Origin of the sequence: Actinomyces urogenitalis DSM 15434 (assembly GCF_000159035.1) — a bacterium.
Taxonomy (GTDB): Bacteria; Actinomycetota; Actinomycetes; order Actinomycetales; family Actinomycetaceae; genus Actinomyces; species Actinomyces urogenitalis.
Genome location: NZ_DS999589.1, coordinates 1 through 1,410 on the forward strand (window position 1 = coordinate 1; position 1,410 = coordinate 1,410).

1 protein-coding gene and 1 pseudogene are annotated in these 1,410 nt (G+C 71.8%); both read left to right on the plus strand.

Annotation, left to right across the window (positions count from 1 at the left end; all coding sequences use genetic code 11):
* Positions 1-188 (plus strand): annotated as a pseudogene (locus HMPREF0058_RS12895) (oxidoreductase); the annotation flags it as partial.
* A gap of 185 nt (positions 189-373) precedes the next feature.
* Complete coding sequence (panC, locus tag HMPREF0058_RS11355; protein ID WP_431832614.1) at positions 374-1,333, plus strand: pantoate--beta-alanine ligase; 960 nt, start codon at positions 374-376, stop codon at positions 1,331-1,333.
* Positions 1,334-1,410: the final 77 nt, after the last annotated feature.

Consider the following 1,410-nt stretch of genomic DNA (forward strand, 5'->3'; position numbering starts at 1 on the left):
GGGGGGACGCCGGGACCGTCCAGGCGCATCTGGAGGCGCTCTCGCAGCTGCGTGATGATGAGGGGAAACCGCTGGAGGACGTGGTAGCGACCTATCGGGCTCTGGCCCGGGCAACGGTGGACCGCTGCGAGTCCACCGGCCAGATCCAGGCAGCGGCGGCGGAGCACCTACGCGGAGTCCTGGGCTGAGACCAGTGCCAGCCGACCACCTGCGCGCCCTGCGACCACGCAGTCCTCGACCGACCTCCTGTGTGCCCCGCGACCGCGCAATCCCCGACCGACCTCGGCATATGCGCGAATACCGGGGTCGACCGGGGCACACAGGAGGTCGGTCGGCAGGCAGGTGGTCGGTGGGCGCGGACTACTCTGGAGCCGTGACTTCGACTGTGTCTTCCACGTCCTCCCCCCTCGCCACCCTGACCCGTACACGCGCCGAGCTCGCTGCAGCGCTGGACGGCGACGTCGCCCCGCGCACCGTCGTCATGACCATGGGCGCCCTGCACCAGGGCCACTTCGACCTCGTCGCGGAGGCAGCCCGCCGCGTAGGCCCGAGCGGGACGGTTGTTGTCACGATCTTCCTGAACCCCCTCCAGTTCGCCCCGGGGGAGGACCTCGACGCCTACCCGCGCACCCTGGACGCTGACGTCGCCGGCATCACCGCTGCGCTGACGGACGAGGCCGGCGCGCCGCGCGTGGGCCGTCTCATCGTCTTCGCTCCCACGCCGCAGGTCATGTACCCGGCCGGCGAGCCCACCGTGCGCCTGGACCCGGGGCCCATGGCCACTGTTCTCGAGGGTGCCACGAGACCCACACACTTCGCCGGCGTGCTCCAGGTGGTGCTCACCCTCATGCACCTCACCCGCCCGCGCTGGGCGCTGTTCGGGCGCAAGGACGCCCAACAGCTGGCGATCGTCTCCGCCATGGTCCGTGACCTGGCCGTGCCGCTGGAGATCGTCCCCGTGGACATTCGCCGTGAGGAGGACGGCCTGGCCATGAGCTCGCGCAACGCCTACCTCTCGGCCACCGAGCGCGGCCAGGCGCTGGCGCTCTCCCGTGCGCTGGAGGCTGGGCGGCAGGCCGCGGCCAGCGGTGCCGACGCCGCCGGGGTCCGGCAGGTGGCAGCTGAGCTGCTGGCGGGTGCCGAGGGCGTCGAGGTCGACTACGTCGCGGTCGTTGACCCGGACAGCTTCGTCGAGCGCGCCGGCGCCGGCCTGGGCCTGCCTGCTGCGGACGACGCCGCAGCGGTCGCCACCACCGGGACCGTCCTGCTGGCCCTGGCTGCCAAGGTCGGTTCGACCCGGCTGATCGACAACACGCTGGTGAGCCTCGGCTGAGCGCGTCGGCCCGGGCCAACCGGCTGGCAGGGCGACAGCGCCGAAAGGGTTTGAATTCAAACCCTTTCGGTTCCAAC